Genomic DNA, 1,887 nt, shown 5'->3' with positions numbered 1-1,887 from the left:
TGTCAAGGGTCATCCAAATTGCCCCAGTTATGGTCATCGAAAATTCCCCACCCCGTTAGGTTGTCGTTGACGCTTCTTCGACCCGCACAAGTCCGGCTTTGAGTTTCTCCTTCAGCCGGTAGGAATGGCCCCGGATGTTGATGGTGATCGCGTGGTGGAGCACCCGATCCAGGATCGCAGTCGCCAGCACCCGGTCGCCAAACACCTCGCCCCAAGCCCCGAAACTCTGGTTACTGGTCAAAATCATCGGCCCCTTCTCATAGCGGCGTGAGATGAGCTGAAAGAACAAGTTGGCCCCGGTGCGGTCAATGGGCAGATAGCCGATCTCATCAATGATCAGCAACCGGGGAATGGTATAGAGCTTCAGCTTGTCCTCCAGCCGATTCTCCGTGAGCGCCCGAGTCAGCGTAGCGATCATGGCGGCGGCTGTCGTGAACAACACCCGATAGCCCTGGGCAATGGCTTGCAGCCCTAGCCCGATGGCCAGGTGGCTTTTGCCCACACCGGGCGGCCCCAAGATCACGACATTCTCGCCGTGCTCGATGAAGTGGCAGGTCGCCACCTGCTGAATCTGCTTCTTATCCAACGAAGGCTGGTAGCTGAAGTCGAAGACCTCCAGACTCTTGACGAATGGAAATCGCGCCAAACTCGTCCGCATCGCAATGTTCTTCGCGGTCTTGGACGCGACTTCTTCGCCGAGCACCTGGTCGAGGAAGTCGGCATAGGGCAGCTCCTTGACGGCCGCTTCTTGTAAGAGGGCCTCCAGCCGCTCCCGACTCTTCAAGAGCCGTAGGCGCGTGAGTTGGTCACGGAGCCGTTCCAGTTGCGCCGCGTTCATGGCCGCCCCTCCTGCGACGCCGTGCGCTCACACACCGCCTCGTACCAGGCCAGATCCCGCACTTCGACCTCCGGCAAGGCATCGGGGCGAGGGGACCGATCGCTCACCGTGGACCGACGGTGGCGGGCGAGACGCGCACTGGCTCCAGGGCCGTGCTCGGGCTGGATTCGGAATTGGTGCTGGCCCGGGAGCACCGGGTGCGTCGCGATCTCTTGGTCACGGTGAAAGATGTGGACCGTGTCCCCCCGTCGTTGCACTTCAACCCGCTGACCAATGAGCCGGAAGGGCACGGAGTAGCGGTTCGTCGCCAGGCTGACCAAATAGTCCTCGGCCACGATCCGTGAGACGCGCGCCTCCTGCTGGAAGGCGCGCTGGTCCGCCAGCGGGACCAGGTGGTTGCGTTCTCGCGCAAACCGGACGAGTGGCTCCTCATGCGTCGTGCCATGGATGCGGCGGTCGGCAATTGTCGCGGTCCATTCGTCAAGTTGGGTTTGAAAGTCCACCAGATCGACAAACGTTCGTCCCGGCAGAAAGTTCCGTTTCAGATATTTCACGCCGGATTCGACCTTACCCTTGGTCTGGGCCCGATAGGGCCGACACACGCGCGGCTCAAAGCCCCAATAGTCGGCGAAGGCTTTGAAGGTGGGATTCCAGAGCCGCCGCCCCGTCTCATCCGCATAACAGACGGTTCGCGGTCGGTCATACAGATGCTCTCGCGTGTGGCCACCGAAATGCGCAAAAGCCCGTTCATGGGCCTCGAGAAACTGCGCCAGCCGCTCATCGGCACAGGCGTAATAGAACCCACGTCGGCTGAACCCCAACGTCAACACGAACACGTGCACCACCGTCGGGCCGGCGCGGAAGGGCACGGTGGCTTGGCCCCAATCAATCTGACTCTGCTGGCCCGGCGGTGTCTCAAAGCGGAGGAGGGCCCGCTCCGCCTGCAGCTGACCCTCACGCAGCGGCGCCACCCCTCGCTTCACCGTCTCATAACTGCCGATGTACTCGTGGCTCGCTCGCAGTTCCTGATAGAGAATCCGCGCCGAATA

Annotated in this window: 2 protein-coding genes; both read right to left on the bottom strand. The window is 61.7% G+C overall.

What is annotated here, in order from left to right:
- Window positions 1–55 precede the first annotated feature (55 nt).
- Window positions 56–838: an IS21-like element helper ATPase IstB gene (istB, locus tag P0119_22815; GenBank protein MDF0668894.1), complete on the bottom strand. Its 783-nt coding sequence runs from the start codon at window positions 836–838 to the stop codon at window positions 56–58.
- On the bottom strand, window positions 835–1,887 hold a 1,053-nt coding region (istA, locus tag P0119_22810), incomplete at its 5' end, for an IS21 family transposase (GenBank protein ID MDF0668893.1). The genes istA and istB, both read right to left, overlap by 4 nt.

It is taken from the genome of Nitrospira sp., assembly GCA_029194665.1.
GTDB lineage: Bacteria > Nitrospirota > Nitrospiria > Nitrospirales > Nitrospiraceae > Nitrospira_D.
The sequence above is the reverse complement of the archived record's forward strand: the minus strand, read 5'-3'. Positions and strand labels throughout refer to the sequence as shown.

Excerpts from the sequence above, each read along its gene's own strand:
- istB (MDF0668894.1), bottom strand. The coding sequence starts at position 838 with ATGAACGCGGCGCAACTGGAACGGCTCCGTGACCAACTCACGCGCCTA.